Source organism: Bacillus sp. FSL W7-1085 (genome assembly GCF_038595035.1).
Lineage (GTDB): Bacteria > Bacillota > Bacilli > Bacillales > Bacillaceae > Bacillus > Bacillus altitudinis.
Genome location: NZ_CP152000.1, coordinates 3,587,561 through 3,605,517 on the forward strand (window position 1 = coordinate 3,587,561; position 17,957 = coordinate 3,605,517).

A 17,957-nucleotide genomic window follows, 5' to 3' on the forward strand; every position below is an offset into this window, starting at 1 on the left:
TACTTTGTCAAAAATATGTGACGGAAAGAGACAATCACAAAAAAAATAGCGCTGCTTCTTCGCTGCAGCGCTTTTGAATATTTAGGCTTTTTTCTGTAAAGCGGGTCTTGTGACTTGCACTTCATAGTACGTAATTTTGTTTTTTAACAGGCCTTCAGGTTTCGCCTTTCCATGAGCATGCGCATCACCAAATGCCTGAGATTTTGTCCAATTCACAAAGTCTTCTTTTCGATTCCAGCGGGTGTGAATGGTCACTTCATCGTAATCAGTTGTCTGCTGAGTGACCCATACTTCCATTCCTAAAAAGCCTTCCATAAATTCTACTTGTCCCTGCTTGTTAAACCGTTTAACAAGGTGGTCGGCACTGCCTTTTTCTACTCTTACTTGGTTGTTTACAATAATCATGTTTGGTTCATCTCCCTTTTGTTGTTGAATGGAGGCGATTGGGATAATGAGCGGATGCTCACCGTCTAAGTGAACCTCTGCCTGAATCCCAAAAACCTCCTTGAAAAAGTCTTCTGTTAACACTTCTTTTGGTGAGCCAATTTGATGCACTTGACCTCGCTTCATAGCAATGAGACGGTCACAATATTTTGCGGCCTGCTGCAAGTCATGGAGAACCATTAAAATGGTGATACCATGTGTTTGATTCAGCTGTTTGAGCAGCTCCAGTAATTCAAGCTGATGCGCAATGTCTAAATAAGTGGTTGGCTCATCGAGAATGATGGTTTCTGTCTTCTGAGCCAGTGCCATTGCAATATATGCCTTTTGTCTTTCTCCGCCTGATAATGTATGAAGCATTCTGTTTTCATTGGTGCGGCTATTCGTCACCTCAAGCGCCCACTCAATCGCTTCATGATCTGACGTACTGCTTTTTTTCCAGATAGAACGGTGCGGGCTGCGTCCAAGTGCGACCAGCTCACGTACTGTCATCGATGGAATGGCGGTTCTTGTTTGCATGAGAACCGCCACCTCCTTGGCGATCTCCTGTGCCGTCATCTCTTTTTGCGGGATGTCGTGAATGTAAATCATGCCGCTTTCGATTGAGGTCAGTCGTGCGGCCGCTTTAATAAAAGTTGACTTACCTGACCCATTCGGGCCAATGATTCCGGTTACACTCCCTTTAGGAACAGCTGCTGAAATGGAAGACAGCCGAAAACCGCCTTGACTGAGACTCACGTCATCCATTGCAATGACATCCATCTTAACCCCTCCCTTTCTTTTTTAATAAATAGAGGAAGAAAGGTGCACCGATGCAGGCAAGCAAGATCCCTACAGGCAATTCAACCGGTGTAAACCAGACCCGTGCCGCTGTATCGGCAAAGACCACAAGCACGCCCCCTCCAAGCATTGAAATCGGCAGCAAATACCGGTAATCATCTCCGATTAAAAGACGGATAAAATGAGGTACAACAAGCCCGACAAATCCGATTAAACCACTGACACTGACAGCCGCTCCAGCTAAAAGAGCGGCCAGCGCAATGAGAAAAAATCGAGTCCGCTCTACTCGAAGGCCCAATAGCTGAGCCGATTCATCGCCAAGCAAAAGGAGATTGGACGGTTTAATGGCGAAAAAACAAAGACATAATCCAGCCAGCGCATATGGCGACACAAAGCTAAGATGATGCCAGCTCCGCCCGTTTAATCCCCCTGATAGAAAAGGCAGAACAGCCTGCACACGCTCACTGTAAAGCACCATAAACCCATTCATCACCGCACCAAGCAGGGCATTGACGGCAACACCTGCCAAGATCAATTTAAGCGGGGAAACCCCTTGATCAAATGACAGCATATACACGACAAGAGCTGCTAATAAGGCGCCCAGAAAAGCAGCTGCCGGAAGCAAATACGTGAACTGCGGGAGAACAATCATGCTGAGTACAGCAGCTAACCCGCCGCCCGCAGTCACACCAATGATCCCAGGGTCAGCAAGTGGATTTCGGACAACTCCTTGTAAAATCGCCCCTGATGCTGCGAGACAGGCCCCAACGAGAAAACCAATGAGCACACGCGGCAGCCGTAAATCCATGACAATTTTTTCATGAACAGGCAGACCTGATCCCGTGAACACAGCCATTAAATCCGTCAGCGACAATTGGACAGAACCTACCGCAAGTCCTAGACAGACGCCCACACATAAAGAGAAAAACAATCCTGGTAACAGCCATTTTCGTCTTGACTGCCTTTTTTGAAAATCTAGTTCTGCATTCATCTTCATGATGACAATCGCTTCAATTTCTTCTCTAATTCATCAATCGCTCTGATGACTTCTGCGCCTGGATTTGTCCCAAATAGGTCACTTGGCAGAATCTCAACGTGTCCATTTTTGACAGCTGATACATCGTGCCACGCCGCATTTTGCTTCATTTCACTCATAAAGCCTGCTTTGACATCTTCAGGATTGCTGTGTGTCATCAGCAAAATGAGATCCGGATCGGCCTCGATTACCTTTTCTGCATTGATTTGTGCATATTGCGGAAACTTCTCGAGTGCTGGTTCATTTTCAGCAATATTCGCCCCACCAGCGATCCGCAGCAGATCACCGCTTAAAGATTGTGGAAGTGCCGCCATATATGTGCCGGGCGCACCATATACAACGAGTGTCTTTACTTTTTTCTCAGGCTGCTTCACTTGCTTGATCCGCTGATCGATTTGAGCATTGAGTGCTTTGGCCTTTTGCTGCTTTCCAAGTAAATCACCAAATAAAGTAACTTGATGCTGGATGTCCTTCACTGAGTTGGCACTTGTCAAAAGAAGCTGTGAACCAATTCCTTCTATAGTAGAGATATCCTTGCTGTTTAATGATTCATTCCCAAGCACCACATCGGGCTTTAAACTCGTGATCAGCTCGACATCAAATTGATGGGTTGTGCCAATTGATTGTACGGACTTTGCCTTTTGTAGATTGTCTGGCAATTCGGCAGTTGGCCGGCCGACAACCTGACCACCTAGAGCATAAATGATGCTCATGTCGCCAGTTGACAACGAGACGATCCGTTCAGGTGATTCATGAAACGATAATGTTCTGCCGGCAAAATCCTGAATGTTGAGCGCACCTTGCCCGCTCCCATTCTCGACAGGCGCCGCCTGACTGCATCCGCCGAGGAGAAGCACGACGACGAGTCCTGCCCAAATCACATGTAAACATTTCAACCGTCTGTCTCTCCTTTTCTAGTAAACTTTCTTTAGCTTCGCCTGTACCACGAGACGCTTGTTTTTAGGTGCCAGCACGTGATCACAGGTCGATAATGTGAGAATCAAGTCATCTGTGGATACGTCTGTTTTCGTTTGATAGATGGACTTCTTACGCACAGCTTGCAAGTAGTGCGCATATTCACCAAGATCCTGAAAATCAGTCTGAATATAATCGAAATCGACTGTCGTCTCATACACAGCAAAAATCTCTGCTTCATAGCTTTGGTACAGCGTATCGTACTGAAATGTGCGATGATCTTGGAAGAAATCTTTTTTCAAATAGTTTGTGAGACCAGCAAACATAGACCCATCCCTCATCCGATGACCGTATAACACTGTATTGGGACTTTCATGCAAGACGTCATTACGATAATCCATAAAGATACTGCCTGCCCGTGTGTCATCCTTTACATAATTACGAGTTAAATAAAATGCATTATCGTTTGACTGAACAATTGGATACTGAATCATCGTGTCCTTCATATCAATCCAACCGACAATGTCTTGATTCACCTTTCGCAAATCATCAAATGACTGACGGATTTCTCCAGGTTTTCGCTGTTTCATTCCATCCTCGTGTGTGTAAAGTGTCTGAGCCTTTGCAAGCACCTGACGATTTTGATAATAGCCAAAGAGCTCCAAGCCAATGGCAGTACCGCTATATAGAAAAACACCTAAACAGACGATCGTCAGCATTCGCTGCCCGATCCTTTTCCCTCGTTTCACACTGTCTCACCTGCTTTTTGCACAACTTATATGCCTACAGGCACGATATACATCCCTGTTTCTGCATCCTGCTTAATTGTGACGGACACATGATAAATGTGCCGCACCATCTCTTCTGTTAACACATCATTTGGCCGTCCTTCGCGGATAATTTGTCCATCTTTCATGGCGATGATGACATCACTATAGCGAATCGCCTGATTCATATCGTGCAGGACCATCACGATGGTTAATCCATGCTCAACATTGAGCTCTCGAATGAGCTCCAGAATGTCAAATTGATAATACATATCCAAATAAGTCGTCGGTTCATCTAAGAAAAGGATCGGTGTTTTTTGCGCTAAAGCCATCGCAATCCATACACGTTGCCGTTCTCCACCTGACAATGAGGCGAGAGGCACCTTTCGCTTATCCGTCAGCTTTGTACAGGACAGTGCCCACTCAATTGCTTTCTCATCTTCTCCCTTGTCACTGCCGCGCATCGTCTGGTAGGGCGTTCTCCCAAATGCCACGACTCGTTCGATCGTTAAATCGAGCGGCGCTTCATTTTGCTGATGTACGACTGCCAGCTTTCTCGCGAGTTCCCTGGGCTTGAACGCATTCAGCTCTTGCCCATCTAAATGTATCTGTCCTTTATGTGGACAATGGTTATGTGCCATCAAAGAAAGTAACGTGGATTTGCCCGAGCCATTTGGACCGATAATGGTCGTAATTTTCCCTTTTTCGATGTGCGTGGTGACCGATTGAACAATATCCCTCTGCCGATCATAGGAAAACGACACCTCACGAATGTCCATGAAGACGATCCCCCCTTCTTAATAAAAAGATCAGAAACGGCCCGCCAATAACAGCCATGATTGTAGAAGCAGGGATTTCATTTGGTGCCACAAGCGTTCTGCCGAGCGTATCAGCCGTCAAAATGAGCAAGGCCCCGCTTAACGCAGAAAATGGAATCAGTACCCGATGGTCCGAGCCGACGAGCCTTCTAGAGATATGGGGAATGAGCAAACCGACAAAGGCAATCACGCCCGCTACCGCAGCAGTCACCGCTGCTAATAACACCGCCGTGATTGAAATCAAAAGGCGCATTCTGGTCACACGCAATCCTAAGTTTTTCGCCGTCTTATCTTGAAGGGCAAGCAAGTTACACCATCTGCTAAAGAAAAGCGCAACCACAAGCCCAATGACGCCATAGACACCGATTAAACGGACATCTCCCCACGTTTTCATCGTCAGATTCGACTGTCCCGACTGATTAATGGTGATATTGAAATAGCTGCAAATGGTCACAAACGCTTCTGCCATCCCTGTAAACATGGCATTGATGGCGATCCCCACCAAAATCATTCGAATCGGGCTTAAGCCGCCTTTCCAAGACAACACGTATACGAGGAAGCAGGCAATTGCCCCGCCTAAAACTGAAAATAAAGGAGAGTAGAAATAAAATTGAGGAAGCGCTGTAATCGCCATTAAAGAAAAGAAGCTAGCTCCCGATGAAATACCAATAACACCGGCATCTGCTAATGGATTCCTCATCACAGACTGCAAGAGGACACCGGAGACAGATAAAGCCGCCCCTGTAAACATCGCAATGAGCATGCGGGGGATTCTTAAATCTTTAATGATTTCTACCTGTGCATGTTGACCGGTCATAAGCCCTTCCAATAATTCAATTGGTGTAACATGAATGCTCCCCGTAATGGCGGAATAAATAAATACGCCGGCTAGTAAGAGACTGACTATCAGAAATAAAATCCCTGTTTTTTTCATCTTGAACGTCCTTTTATCATTAAGATTCGCCGCTTATGACGGATACAACATACGAGTCAATTCATCTAATGCCTCTGCTGCCTTTAAGTTGCCTGTTGTCCCGAATAAGCTTTCTTCGAGGTCGTACACCCGGTCTTGTTTGACCGCATGGAAATGTTTCCAGATGTCATTTGTTTTAAATTCTTGATCAAACATTTTGACGACTTCATCCGGCATCCCATGTGCGGCTCGGAGAATGATATCTGGATTGGCTTTTTGTAAATACTCCGTATTGGATGCCAAATACTCCATTTTCTCACCTTTTACGATGTTCTTTCCTCCTGCAATACGCACAAGATCACCGATATACGAATTCTCTGTTGCCACTAAATAACTGCCTGGTACACCAAGCAAAATGAGAACGGATGGCTTCGTCTTTCCCTTCGTTCTCTCTTGTATGTCTTTCTTTTTTTGTTCAAAATCATCCACAATGCGTTTCGCTTGCGTCTTTCTATCATATTTTTCTCCAAGCTTTGTGATGGCGTTCTCCATCTTGTCCAGGCTCTCAAGGTTGAGGTATGTCGCAGGGACAGAAGCTTGTTGAAAAGGCGTTTCTAAATCATATTGAAGGGTCGTGACAGACAGGACATCTGTCGGTTGAAGTGATTGGATGATTTCCATGTCTGGGCTCATTGGGTTACCGACTGCTGGGAGTCCTTTGTATCGAGCCGGCAAGGATTTTTGACTTGTTGGCACCCCGACAAGATCTACCTCTAGCGCATCCATGATCTCAGCAGCAGCTACAGTCGTTGCCACAATGCGGGCACTTGATGCTGCGCTTTTTTTGCCTTTCGCTGAGCTTTCAGCTGATTGTGAGCAGCCTGCTAAGAAGACGCACACACATAGAGCCGTGATCAGGGTACATAACATTCGATGCTTCAAAAAACAGAAGCCTCCTTTCGAAAAAAAGGAAGTGGATGCGCCGAGATGAATGGCGCACCTCACTTAACATAGATTCTTTATCTTGTACGAGTTTGATACTTTCTGACGAGCACGAATAGTGATCCGCCGAATAAAAGAATGTACACCCAAAGAAGTGAAGTATCTCCTGTTTTTGGGTTCAGCTGACCTGTCTCAGACTTGGTTTGGTCATCTGATGGCGTAAAGGTCATCTGCTCTGCACCCGTTTCCTCAGGGGCGAGATTCGCAAGCTGGCTTGGTTGAGAATCGTGATCATTCGGATTTTTCACAAAGCCGATGCTCTCATCGTCTCCGATCACCGTCGCAATTCCGCTTCCTTCACCAAGTGAAATGCCTTTCGTATCATAGACAAGTTTGACATCGTACTGCTCATGATAATTGGCAGCTGGAATGTCAATTTTCACGCGTGCTGCCTGATCACTGCTTACACTTTTCGCTTCATATTGAATCACTCGTGTATCTGCTTTTTGATCAGTCTTTGCAACTAGCGTCTCTTCAAATTTACCGCCGGTTCCTACTTGGAACGACGTGATGGCTGAGCTGTTCTTCACAGTGTATGAAACGAAATGGCGGCCATTTTTCACCACCAATGTCGCAGGGCTCACGACGTAATCGTTCATGCGAGAAAGCTCATCTTTGTCTGCTTTCTTCATTGAGAAAGGAAGCTTGTACACCCCGTCTTTTAGCTGAACTGTCTCTTGATTCGTTCCGCCGTTCGTTGTGTCTGGTGCTGGTTTATTTGGTTTTGGTGTTTCTGGTGTAGCCGGTGTTTCTTCCTCTATTTGACCGTCCTTCAGTGGAACGATACTTTTTGAATCAAATTGAAAACGAATATCGTACGTTTGATCATAGTGAGCGGCTGCTACCACAATGTGTACTTTTCCGTTAACTGCTTTTTTCAGATCAGACACTTCAAATGAAACCACTCTTGTGTTCTTTGCTTGATCTGTGCTCACGTTTTTCACTTCTTGATAAGAACCGTTTTTCTCTATTTTCAAAGAATCAACTGACGTATGGTCCTTCACCGTAAAGGAAACGGTTTGCGTTCCATTTTTAACGGTTAACGAAGCTGGATGTGAGAAGTATTGGCTCATCCGAGATGCCTCATCCTCATCGCCCTTCAGCACACTGTAGTTGATACGATACACACCATCTTTTAATTGGTTCTGCGCTGAATCAACTGGTGTTGTGCCGTTGTTATTATCAGGAGTGGTCGGCTGATCGTCTGGTGTTGTGCCGCTTTGATCATCCGGCTTTGTTTCGCTGTCACCTGGTGTCGTACCACTTTGATCATCTGGTGTTGTTTCACTGTCGCCTGGCGTCGTACCGTTTTGATCATCTGGTGTTGTTTCACTATCGTCTGGCTTCGCAGGCGTGACAAGTGTGAGACTGCTCTCGTCGAAAGCGATCTGTACGTCATACGCCTCATCGTAAATAAAGCCTCCTAAGTCCCAGTAAATTTTGACCCAGCCATTTAATTTGGCTGATACATCGGCTACATCAAATTTGATCACACGCGTATTCGCTGTCTCATCTTCACTGACCGTTTCAGTGGTGACGAGAGAGCCATTTTGTTCGACCTTGAAATCTGTGATTTCTTTGCTTTGCTTCAGCGTCAAATAGGCAGTCGTCTTGCCATTTTCGATGATGAGCTTAGCTGGCTTTTCTGTATACGTATCCATCATGGATGCTTCAGTGCTGCCATTTTTTAAAATGGTGAATCCGGCCGTATATTCACCATCAACCAATGATGCCGCCTGAGCCGTTCCTTGAGGCAGCTGAAACGCAGTCAACAAACTGAATAAAACGAGCAGAATAGCTGTCTGTAGATGAAAAAGACGTTTCAAAAGATGACACTTCCTTCCGTTAATGCTTGATGATCCACTTTCTCGCTAAAAACCCGCCTGAACATAAGACAAGCACAAGGAGCCATCCCATCTGGCTTGTATCACCAGTTTGAGGATTTTCTTCTTGTTTTGTTTTGGTGGATGAATCAGTTGTTTTGGTTGTTTCCTTTGATGATTCTTGATGTTTTGCTGCACCTGCTGTTTCTTTTGAACTGTCAGAAGAAAGTGACTTGATGCTGCTTTCATCGAATTTCAGTTGGATGGTATAGTCATGATCATAATCAGCCGATTTGACTGTGACATGGATTTTTGACTTGATTGGTTTAGACAAACTCTGTGCTTGGAATTGAACAAGCCTTGTATTGGCTTTCTTATTCGTTGATAGAACCGTCGTATCGACATAGCCGCCATTTCCCGGCACTTTAAATTCCGTTACCCAGCTGCTGTTTTTAATGGTCATTTGAACCGTTAGCTTGCCATTTTTCACGATCACTTTTGCCGGCTTCAGCCAGTAATCATTTGCCATCGAAACTGCAGTTCCTTCCGCCTTCATCACAGTGTAATTGACGGAGTATGTACCATCATTTAATGAGGCAGCCTGTGCATTTGAAAAAGGCAGTATAAGTGCCAGCAGCAATGCAGCCATGAAGGCTGGCATCCTGATCCATTTTTTCATCAAATGAATTTCCTCCCTTTTTATTGAACAGTTGCTGCATCAAACTTGACGCGAATATCGTAATTGCCTGTATATCCAATGACCGGTACAGTCACACTCACTTTTGCTGGTACAACATCTGTCAGGCTGTTGACATTGAACTCTACCGTTCTCTTATTAACAGCTGTGTTTGTACTGATCACCTTCGCATCTTTGTAGACACCTTGATCGAGGGTTTTAAAGCTTGTAATCCAAGAGCTGTTCGTTAACGTGACTTGCGCTTTGATTTTTCCGTCCTTCACAACAAGCTTAGCTGGTTTTTCAAAATACGTATTTGCTGTTGACGTTGAATCACTGTCTGCTTTCCATACCACATATTGTGCTGAATATTGACCATCTGCTAAGCCTGCTGCTGAGGCAGAGCTAACCGGGGCTAGAGCAAACAATAGAACAAAGCTAAAGAATAATAAGACGTGTGATGCTGAACGAAGTGATTTCATATATATCCTCCTAAATGATATTGATAATTATTCTCAATAGACAATAAAAAAAATAACCTTTATCAGCGTATGAATCACACCCATAAATGATTATGATAATCATTATCAATTGAGTTCAAAAAATAAATCTTTGCTTTCGACAAGTCAAAGATGTCTGTTGCTACATGATGTAGTGATACACGGTTTAGGTAATCTGTCCCATTCATGATACCATGGCATAACCTCCCCATTCCATTACAGGGAAAAGAACCCTCTTCTCCTTGATATTATATGATGAATGAAATTATTGTCAACATCATTTTTCATACTATTGACTTAGATTTCTGGAAAATCACAAAAAAAATCGATCAGGGACACTGATCGAAATCGATTAAGAAGGGACATGTTCACCCTTTTCACTATTTTTTCGCTCTAAAGACCAAGCATACATTTCCCGTATGACTGGTTCAATTTTCTTTCCTTGTTCTGTTAGTTCATATTCAATCCGCACGGGAATGTCGGGATATACTTTTTTCTCAACAAGGCCTTCAGCTTCTAAATCTTTCAGCCTTTCTGATAATAACCGTCCGCTGATGTTCATTTCATTTTCTAGCTGACAAAAACGTTTTGGCCCTGTCAAAAGCTGATTGATGATGAGAATCACCCACTTCTTCCCTAAAATCTCCATGGCATCTGTAATTGGGCAGCCATCTACTTGAGCCATACTTTACTCCCTCCTGCTTTTCTCTACTTTTTTTCATTATAACATAATTAATTACTTGAAATAAGTCACTAACTATTATATAGTTTAGTTACTAAAAGTAACAAGGTAATCATTTTATCAATTTTCAATAAACCATTGAACATGCAGATGCATATAACATGAAGGAGATGACCGAGCTTTGAATACAATAGAGCAGGTAAGATTAGGTGTAACAGAATTACATGTGTCCAGCTTTGAGCGTTCTTTGCCTTTTTATACAGACATTTTAGGTTTTACTTTATTAGAACAGACGGATTCTACTGTCACGCTTGGCAGCAACGCAAAGGAACCAATCCTTGTGCTGAAAGAAGATGTGCAGCTGAAAGAGAAGCCGGATCATGAGCCAGGACTTTATCATTTTGCGGTTTTATTACCTACCAGAAAAAACCTGGGCACATGGCTGGCGCATGTGCTCAAAAAAGGCTATCCTTTAATTGGAGCAAGCGATCACTTTTTCAGTGAAGCCATTTATTTAAGTGATCCAGATGGCATCGGCGTCGAAATTTATGCTGATCGTCCTCAGGACATATGGGTAGGTGAGCATGGAGAAGTGAAAGGTGGCGGAAATGCTCCGCTTGATGGAGATGGTCTCCTGCAAGAAGCCGCTGATTCCACCTGGGAAGGACTCCCGGCTGGTACAGTCATGGGACACTTGCATTTCCATCTCAACCCAGAAGAAGCCGATTCCTTTTATGTGAACACGCTCGGTTTTCATATCCGAATGGCTCCCCCAGCCAGCTTATTCGTTGCTGGTGGCGTCTATCATCACCACCTTGCCTTTAATGCATGGGGACGAGGGAGAAAAGGAGCCATAGATCCACGTTTTTCAGGAATTAGAAGCTATACACTGGTTTTCCCAAAAGAAGACGATAGAACATCCGTCGTCGAACGTCTGACAAAAGCAGGCGTTCACATGAACACGACAGGAAAAAGTAACGAATTTATTGATCCATTTGGCGTTCTCGTTCGTTTACAGATTGAAGAAACAGACAAAAAAGAAGGTGCAGAATATGGACAAACACACAGAGGTTAAAACAGCCATTTTAAAAGATAAAATCAAACGAGTACAGCAAGAAGACGGATTTATATATATCACTGGACCTATTAAACTGCCAGTGAATTTAGACGGTAGAACGGTCATGTTTAACTGGTATTCATGGTTAAAAGATGACGGGAAAGAACCATTATCAGATGAAGCTTTAATCGAAAGCCTTTCCTCCCGTGAGCTTGCAGATCACCAGCAATCAAGTGTCCTTGTTTACGGAGATTTCGAACATGCTGATGAAGCGCTGATCCGCATGCATTCCATCTGCCACACCGGCGATATTTTCGGAAGCAAACGCTGCGATTGCGGGTTCCAATTGAAACAGTCTATGCGAATGATTGAGGACAATGGAGCAGGCGCACTGTTTTATTTAGCCAACCATGAAGGACGCGGGATCGGTCTTTTCAGTAAAGCCATGGCCTACATCTTGCAAGAAAACGGCTACGATACAGTAGAAGCAAACGAAGCACTGGGCTTTGAAGATGATACACGTCAATATGAAGAAGCGATTGCTGTTCTTCAAACATTGCGTACAAAACCAGTCAGACTTATCACCAATAATCCGAAAAAGACCGATGCTATCAGTCATGCAGGCCTTTCTCTTTCTGGACGGATTCCACTTTGGGGTGATGTCTCTGAGTTCAATGAGAAATACTTGCAGACAAAAATTAACCGCTCAGGCCATATGAAGGCGGATCAAGAGGTGCGTACGATTGCCACATCATGAGCGATATATGAAACTAGCCCTTGAAAATGCCGAAGCAATGAAAGGTCAGACATCTCCCAATCCGCTCGTCGGGGCTGTGATTGTGCGAGAAAATGAAATTGTTGGGGTCGGGGCGCATATGAAGGCCGGCGAACCACATGCAGAAATCCATGCGCTCAAAATGGCTGGAGATAAGGCAAAAGGTGCCACGATCTATGTGACACTAGAGCCTTGTTCCCATCATGGCCGCACAGGCCCATGCGCTGAAGCACTTGTGAAAGCTGGCGTCGAAACTGTTGTCGTGGCGGCACTTGATCCGAATCCGCTGGTCGCTGGCCGCGGGATTGCCATTTTACAAGACGCTGGCATACAAGTTATCACGGGCGTACTTGAACAGGAATCCATTCTGATGAATGAAGTATTTAATCACTTTATTACGAAAAAAACACCTTTCGTGACGCTCAAAGCGGGCATTACGTTAGACGGAAAAATTGCATCTGCTACGTCTGACAGCAAGTGGATTACATCAGAGACGTCCCGTTATGATGCACATCACATTCGCAGTATCAACGATGCCATCTTGGTCGGTGCGCAAACCGTCATTCACGACGATCCTTCATTAACAGCACGGATTCCAAACGGTCATCATCCAATTCGAATTGTCTTAGACTCTAAGCTGTCTATCCCGCTGACAGCAAAGGTGGTCACAGATCAAATGGCGCCAACATGGGTCTTTACAACAAAACAAGCCGATGAGGAAAAACGAGCCGCTTTAGAAGCAGCTGGCGTCCGTGTCTTCATGACAGACAGCGACACGCGGGTGCCCCTGCAAGAAGTGCTTCAAGTGCTTGGAGAAAGAAATATCTCCTCCCTGATGATTGAAGGCGGCGGACAAATCAATGCCTCATTTTTAGAACAGCAGCTTGTCGATAAACTCGTCATCTACATGGCACCCAAGCTCATTGGCGGTCGACTCTCTCCTTCTTTTTTCGGAGGCGAAGGCATACGCCTCATGAGTGATGCAATTGAACTGGATCAACTCTCTCTTGAACCACTCGGAAAAGATATAAAGATAACGGGTTATCCTGTTTATCAATAACATACTTTCATAAAATAAGGATGTCGAGATTTTCTCGACATCCTTATTGTTTCTCACAAGATTTATTTTCTACAGTCTCTCTAAAAATTCAATTCGATTTCCAAATGGATCATCTACATAAAACCTGATGGCTCCATCTAACGGCTGATCTTCCTTTATAAGAATATGATGTTTCATTAATGTCTCTTTTAAATTTGATAATTTTTTTACTTGAAAAGCTGGATGAGCTTTTTTCGCTGCTTGAAACTGATCTTCAATGCCAATGTGAAGCTGTTGATTGCCACACTGAAACCAAACACCACCACGCTTTGCTAGGTGAACAGGCTTAGGTATTTCCTTCATTCCTAGAATCTCCCCAAAAAACAAACGTGCCTTCTCTTCACTCCCCTTTGGGGCAGCTAACTGGACATGATCAATTCCAAGAAAATTTGACATCTTTGCTCTCTCCCTTTTCACATCATTTAAAAAACATTATGTGTGACGATCACGTCTAAGAATATACCTAGATGTGTACTCAAGCCCTATGATGTTGTCGATCCACAAAGCATCTCCACGAAACGTGTCGTAAAATGTTTCATGTGAAACATCTGTGATCTAATATTGATCAATTTCCCTCTATCAGCCTGCCGAAGCTTTCGGGTGAAAGTCCTGGTGAAATGCGAAGGCGGTGTAAGGACATCATGCCTTGTTCCTTTTTCGCATGTCCTGGTTCAGTGGTCACAGCCATTTCATATCCTGCTTCCTTCGCCAGCTTCAGTGTGTCTTCGTTATAGCGACCGACCGGATAGCTGACCATGATCGTTTGTTGAGAAAACCGCTGGTCAAAGAATACCTTCGATCCTTTTAATTCTTCTTCCTGCTGCTTCTGTGTTAAACGATTGAGTTCTAAATGATGAATGGTGTGACTCTCTATTGAAATACCATGCGCCATCATATCATCCATTTGAGCATCGGTTAAATGATGCGGACGGCTAATGGACTGCTCGATCATAAAAATCGTGGCTTTCATTCCATATTCTTTTAAAATCGGAAATGCCTTTGTGTAGTTATCCGTGTATCCATCGTCAAATGTGATAAGAACATACTTTTCACTTGGTGTCGAATTGGTCGCGAGAACTTGATATGCCTCTTTCGGCGACAGCGTGACATAGCCGTTGTCTTTCAGCCATTTCATATGAGCCGCAAATTCGCTTTTTGGCACACGTAACGAATTACCGCTGGAAATACTGTGATACATCAAGATTGGAAGCGCAACGGGTTCCTTTTGCTGAATCCAGTTTTGTTTGTCTATCTCTGCCGCTTCAATTTGCTGCGTTTCTGTTGTTTCTTTCGTTTGTACTTGACCCTTTACCTCTTTGATGGCTTGCTGGTTTCCTTCTGTTTGCTGTTTCGTACCCATACAGCCCGAAATGAGCAGCATGACTAAACCAACTGCAAGCCACATACATGTTTTTTTCATTCACCAATCCTGCTTTCTCTTTATCTACCGAATGATTATAACAGAAATTGGTTAATAACTGATATCTATTTTGACAGGGTATTCATTTTTTTACACATTTCGATCATTTCAATGGCAAGCAGATGGATGGTCTCTGTTGTGAGCATTTGGTCTTCTGCATGTATGAGCAGTAAAGAAAAGGGAAGCTGTTCCCCTGCCGCCTCTTTTTGTATCAGTGACAAGTGCAGGTCATGGATGCTTCGAAACGCTTCCTCCCCTTTTTCAATCAACTGCTGCGCTGCTTCAAAGTCATCCGCTCTTGCTAGACGAATGGCTTCTACATAATGGCTTCGTGCCTCACCTGCATGGGCAATGATTTGAAAGGCCGCTCCCTGCATTTCCTCTAATACCGTCATCTGCTTCTCCTCCGATTGCTCAAGATTCATTTGCTAGTTTCAGAGCATGTTCTAGAATTTTTTCTCCGTTCGCTGTTCCATATAATCTGACATTTACCACATCGACAGGTATATGATAAGGTGCCGCTGTTTTTTCTGCTGCCTTTCTCATAAAGCTAACTTGCGGTCCTAGCAAAATGACCTTTACATCGTCCCCATGCTCTTCTAATTCGTCCGCAATCGCCCCTTCAGGTATCGCATAAATTTCATAATCCAGCCCTTTTCCTTCTGCGGCTGCCTTCATTTTAGATACCACAATCGACGTCGACATTCCTGCTGCACAAGCGAGAATGATTCGCTTCATATCCCATCACTCCTATTGATAAATGACATCTGGTTCATCCCTTAATTTCCTCGTTTGGATTAATGTTTTGTACCAGTACCCTGACGCTTTCATCTGACGATTCCGTTCATTCTCCAGTTGGATCTCTACTAATCCGTAGCGATTCTTGAATGCATTCATCGGCGAGACATTATCCGTAAAAGCCCAGAGCATATATCCCTTACAGTTTGAACCTTCTTTTTTCGCTTGGAGGGCTTTTTTCAAATGCTGGCTGATAAATGAAATTCGGTACTGATCATCAATGATGCCGTCTTCTTTTTTAAACCGCTCTTCCTGCTCGACCCCCATACCGTTTTCAGCCACAAACCACTCGATATTGCCGTATTCTTCTTTTATTCTCATACCCATATCATAGACGATATTCGGATAGATTTCCCAGCCTCTGAATGGATTCATTTTTCTCCCTGGGAGCTCAAATAGATCGTAATAATAAGATGGATGAAACGGTGTGTTTTCGTTCCAAGCCTTGCTAGGTGCCTTAACGCGATGCGGATAGTATAAATTAAGACCGACCACATCGACTGTATGATCTTTAATGAGCTGAAGCTCTTCTTCCGTTGCATCGAAAAAAATGTCATGCTTTTTCAATACATCAAGCAGTTCTTCTGGATACTCGCCTTTAATGGAGGGATCTAAGAACACGCGATTAAAAAACAAATCATACATGCGGGCCGCTTCTTGATCATGCGGAGCAGTCGATCTCGCATACGTCACTTCTGGATTGAGAATGACCCCAATTTTTGCACCGGCTGATTCCTTCAAGCCCATTTCCTGAAAAAGCTTCACCACTTTTGCTGTCGCCAAGGCTTTATGATAGTTCCACTGCATCCATTTCTTCGTATTTTGCTCGAAAGGATAACGAATAGCATCTAGATACACACGAGTCTGAACAACAATTGGTTCATTAAAGGTAAACCAATGTTTGACCCGATCTCCATAGCGTTCAAACACCTTTTCTGCATACAGAACAAACAGCTCGACAACATGTTTAGATGACCAACCGCCGTACTTTTCAAGCAAAACGGCAGGAAGCTCATAATGCTCTAAGCAAAACATCGGCTCTACACCTGCTTCAAGTAATTCATTGATGAAATCATCAATATAACGAGCATAGGTCTCATCTACAATGCCATTCTCGTAATCTATGAGAAACCTCGACCAATTGATCGATGTCCGGTAATGAGATAACCCAATTTCCTTCATAAGGGCTACATCTTCAGGATAGCGCTCGTAAAAATTCGTTGCTCCTACTGGTCCGTATCCTTCGTGCCATACGTGATACCCCTCCTTATACCAAAGGTCTATATACGAATCCTGATGCGGTTTCTTCCCTTTCCAACCCTCCGTCTGCCAAGCAGAAGCCGCAGCACCTAGAATAAAGTCATTGGGTATGTCGATTTTGTTCATGTTGCCACCTGACCTTTCTTCGTGTGAATTTGAAGTCCTTCCCACATCCCTTGTAAATACATAGCTCCAAGTGCTCGGTCGTATAATCCATAGCCTGGTCTGCCCGTCTCACCAAATATCATTCGTCCATGATCTGGCCGGACATAGCCAGCAAATCCTTCCTTAAACAATGACTTCACAATCGCTCCCATATCGAGGCTACCTGCTGACGACAGGTGTGCCGACTCTTCAAAATCACCGTTTTCATACAAATTGACATTGCGTAAATGAGCAAAGTGTATACGCCCTTTTTTGGCATACTTTCTCGCAAGTGAAGGAACATCATTTTTCGCATTACAGCCTAGGGAACCGGAACAAAAGGTCAGTCCATGCTGTGAGCGTTCATCGAGCTGAAGGATACGATCTATTTGTTCTTCACAGCTGACAATGCGGGGCAGACCAAATATGTTCCAAGGAGGGTCATCTGGATGCAGTGCCATGTTCATGTTCTCTTCCGCTGCAACTGGAAGGATATTTCCCAAGAAATAGTCTAGGTTCTCAAACAACCCTTCTGCACCCAATGCCCTGTATGCAGCCATCAACTTTCTCATTTCTTCCTGCGTATAAGACGTATCCCATCCTGGTAAGGAAAATCGATCTTTTTCTATATCCATCTGTTCAAGCTGATGCTGAAAATAAACAAGGGTCGTCGATTGATCAGCTAGTGGGAAATCGAGCTGTGTTCGTGTCCAATCAAGGACTGGCATGAAGTTATAACAAATGACCTTCACACCATGCCTTGCTAATCTGCGGATATTTTCTTGATAATGCTCGATATAAACATCCCGGCTAGGCTTTCCCAGCTTAATATCTTCATGGATCGGGAGACTTTCTACGACTTCAAAAGCAAGATCGTGACGTTCGATTTCCGCTTTTAAATGAGCAATACTTTCCTCCGGCCACAGATCACCAGCCGGCACATCATAGACTGCACTGACAATCCCTTTCATGCCGGGAATTTGCCGAATATATGAAAGGGAGACAGGATCTTCTTTGCCATACCATCTAAATTGCATGTTCATTCATGAGC

General features: G+C 44.1%; 20 protein-coding genes. 3 read left to right on the forward strand and 17 right to left on the reverse strand.

Annotated features, from left to right (window positions below; translation table 11 throughout):
• Positions 1-81: 81 nt before the first annotated feature.
• The 11 genes from isdG to MKY11_RS18690 form a co-directional block, all read right to left on the reverse strand.
• A complete protein-coding gene (gene isdG, locus MKY11_RS18640; RefSeq protein ID WP_041507982.1) occupies positions 82-1,203 on the reverse strand; it encodes a heme oxygenase in 1,122 nt (373 codons plus the stop codon).
• 1 nt (position 1,204) lies between these two features.
• Positions 1,205-2,218 (reverse strand): iron ABC transporter permease, encoded by a 1,014-nt coding sequence (locus tag MKY11_RS18645; protein ID WP_096882038.1) that lies wholly within the window; start codon positions 2,216-2,218, stop codon positions 1,205-1,207.
• Entirely contained in the window at positions 2,215-3,153 is a 939-nt protein-coding gene (locus MKY11_RS18650) for an ABC transporter substrate-binding protein (RefSeq protein WP_327872000.1), read from the reverse strand. Before MKY11_RS18650 ends, MKY11_RS18645 begins: the two co-directional genes overlap by 4 nt.
• An 18-nt stretch (positions 3,154-3,171) precedes the next feature.
• Positions 3,172-3,921 carry a class B sortase gene (srtB, locus tag MKY11_RS18655; protein WP_168948368.1) on the reverse strand — a complete coding sequence of 250 codons (750 nt, stop codon included), beginning with the start codon at positions 3,919-3,921 and terminating at the stop codon, positions 3,172-3,174.
• Positions 3,922-3,947: 26 nt separating this feature from the next.
• Positions 3,948-4,718: an ABC transporter ATP-binding protein gene (locus tag MKY11_RS18660; protein ID WP_144679038.1), complete on the reverse strand. Its 771-nt coding sequence runs from the start codon at positions 4,716-4,718 to the stop codon at positions 3,948-3,950.
• The gene (locus tag MKY11_RS18665) at positions 4,705-5,691 is read right to left on the reverse strand and encodes an iron ABC transporter permease (protein WP_007497915.1); all 987 of its coding nucleotides are present in this window, start codon (positions 5,689-5,691) and stop codon (positions 4,705-4,707) included. The genes MKY11_RS18660 and MKY11_RS18665 overlap by 14 nt, the downstream gene beginning before the upstream one ends.
• Positions 5,692-5,724: 33 nt before the next feature.
• Positions 5,725-6,612: a heme ABC transporter substrate-binding protein IsdE gene (isdE, locus tag MKY11_RS18670; protein WP_039165091.1), complete on the reverse strand. Its 888-nt coding sequence runs from the start codon at positions 6,610-6,612 to the stop codon at positions 5,725-5,727.
• Positions 6,613-6,689: 77 nt separating this feature from the next.
• Positions 6,690-8,498 carry an NEAT domain-containing protein gene (locus MKY11_RS18675; protein ID WP_342501680.1) on the reverse strand — a complete coding sequence of 603 codons (1,809 nt, stop codon included), beginning with the start codon at positions 8,496-8,498 and terminating at the stop codon, positions 6,690-6,692.
• Positions 8,499-8,517: 19 nt separating this feature from the next.
• Positions 8,518-9,174, reverse strand: coding sequence for a heme uptake protein IsdC (gene isdC / locus MKY11_RS18680; protein WP_110487238.1), 657 nt, complete (start codon positions 9,172-9,174; stop codon positions 8,518-8,520).
• 20 nt (positions 9,175-9,194) lie between these two features.
• The gene (locus MKY11_RS18685) at positions 9,195-9,653 is read right to left on the reverse strand and encodes an NEAT domain-containing protein (protein WP_008345600.1); all 459 of its coding nucleotides are present in this window, start codon (positions 9,651-9,653) and stop codon (positions 9,195-9,197) included.
• 370 nt (positions 9,654-10,023) lie between these two features.
• The gene (locus MKY11_RS18690) at positions 10,024-10,356 is read right to left on the reverse strand and encodes a helix-turn-helix domain-containing protein (RefSeq protein ID WP_007497926.1); all 333 of its coding nucleotides are present in this window, start codon (positions 10,354-10,356) and stop codon (positions 10,024-10,026) included.
• 178 nt (positions 10,357-10,534) lie between these two features.
• On the opposite strand from MKY11_RS18690, the gene MKY11_RS18695 reads away from it, so the two are divergent.
• The 3 genes from MKY11_RS18695 to ribD are packed head-to-tail and all read left to right on the forward strand — an operon-like array spanning position 10,535 to position 13,245.
• Entirely contained in the window at positions 10,535-11,428 is an 894-nt protein-coding gene (locus MKY11_RS18695; RefSeq protein ID WP_039165081.1) for a VOC family protein, read from the forward strand.
• A complete protein-coding gene (locus MKY11_RS18700; protein WP_008345606.1) occupies positions 11,406-12,167 on the forward strand; it encodes a GTP cyclohydrolase II in 762 nt (253 codons plus the stop codon). The genes MKY11_RS18695 and MKY11_RS18700 overlap by 23 nt, the downstream gene beginning before the upstream one ends.
• A complete protein-coding gene (gene ribD, locus MKY11_RS18705; protein ID WP_342501681.1) occupies positions 12,154-13,245 on the forward strand; it encodes a bifunctional diaminohydroxyphosphoribosylaminopyrimidine deaminase/5-amino-6-(5-phosphoribosylamino)uracil reductase RibD in 1,092 nt (363 codons plus the stop codon). The genes MKY11_RS18700 and ribD overlap by 14 nt, the downstream gene beginning before the upstream one ends.
• 69 nt (positions 13,246-13,314) lie before the next feature.
• On the opposite strand, the gene MKY11_RS18710 is transcribed toward ribD, so the two are convergent.
• From MKY11_RS18710 to MKY11_RS18735, 6 genes are all read right to left on the reverse strand, one after another.
• Complete coding sequence (locus MKY11_RS18710; RefSeq protein ID WP_024719529.1) at positions 13,315-13,680, reverse strand: VOC family protein; 366 nt, start codon at positions 13,678-13,680, stop codon at positions 13,315-13,317.
• A 169-nt stretch (positions 13,681-13,849) separates the two neighbouring features.
• On the reverse strand, positions 13,850-14,704 hold the full coding sequence (locus MKY11_RS18715) for a polysaccharide deacetylase family protein (RefSeq protein ID WP_342501682.1): 855 nt from the start codon (positions 14,702-14,704) through the stop codon (positions 13,850-13,852).
• Positions 14,705-14,769: 65 nt separating this feature from the next.
• Positions 14,770-15,099, reverse strand: coding sequence for a PTS lactose/cellobiose transporter subunit IIA (locus MKY11_RS18720; protein ID WP_008345614.1), 330 nt, complete (start codon positions 15,097-15,099; stop codon positions 14,770-14,772).
• Positions 15,100-15,118: 19 nt separating this feature from the next.
• Positions 15,119-15,442: a PTS sugar transporter subunit IIB gene (locus tag MKY11_RS18725; protein ID WP_008345616.1), complete on the reverse strand. Its 324-nt coding sequence runs from the start codon at positions 15,440-15,442 to the stop codon at positions 15,119-15,121.
• Positions 15,443-15,454: 12 nt separating this feature from the next.
• On the reverse strand, positions 15,455-16,888 hold the full coding sequence (locus MKY11_RS18730) for a glycoside hydrolase family 1 protein (RefSeq protein WP_342501683.1): 1,434 nt from the start codon (positions 16,886-16,888) through the stop codon (positions 15,455-15,457).
• Complete coding sequence (locus MKY11_RS18735; RefSeq protein ID WP_342501684.1) at positions 16,885-17,949, reverse strand: mannonate dehydratase; 1,065 nt, start codon at positions 17,947-17,949, stop codon at positions 16,885-16,887. The genes MKY11_RS18730 and MKY11_RS18735 overlap by 4 nt, the downstream gene beginning before the upstream one ends.
• Positions 17,950-17,957: the final 8 nt, after the last annotated feature.